The organism is Christiangramia aquimixticola (genome assembly GCF_048285835.1).
Taxonomy (GTDB): domain Bacteria; phylum Bacteroidota; class Bacteroidia; order Flavobacteriales; family Flavobacteriaceae; genus Christiangramia; species Christiangramia aquimixticola.
The window spans coordinates 1-282 of the sequence record NZ_JBLVTL010000321.1 but is presented as its reverse complement, the minus strand read 5'-3'; the positions used below and the strand labels follow the sequence as shown (position 1 = coordinate 282).

Genomic DNA, 282 nt, shown 5'->3' with positions numbered 1-282 from the left:
ACTACGAAAAAAAAATCCTTATCAATTTGGAACTTGGAGAAAGTGTTTATAAATTAAAATGCCTGTATAATATAAAGAGTGAAAGAGATATGACCACTTTTAAATGGCATTAACAAAAGTCGTAGTCAGGAAGGTATACCGAAAATCTAGGCTTCATCGTCACGATGCATTTTTTGCTCTAATTGCACAATGAGTTGATTCAGGTATTTTGTTCTATTACCCTTCCGTGCTTTAATTTCCGAATAAGTCTTAAAGATGTTATCTAACTTGACGTTGAAAATA

Annotated in this window: 1 protein-coding gene; it reads right to left on the bottom strand. The window is 31.9% G+C overall.

The genetic code is table 11. The features are described from left to right. Nucleotides 1-146: 146 nt before the first annotated feature. On the bottom strand, nucleotides 147-281 hold the full coding sequence (locus tag ACNKXV_RS14655; protein ID WP_417908434.1) for an RteC domain-containing protein: 135 nt from the start codon (nucleotides 279-281) through the stop codon (nucleotides 147-149). Nucleotide 282: the final 1 nt, after the last annotated feature.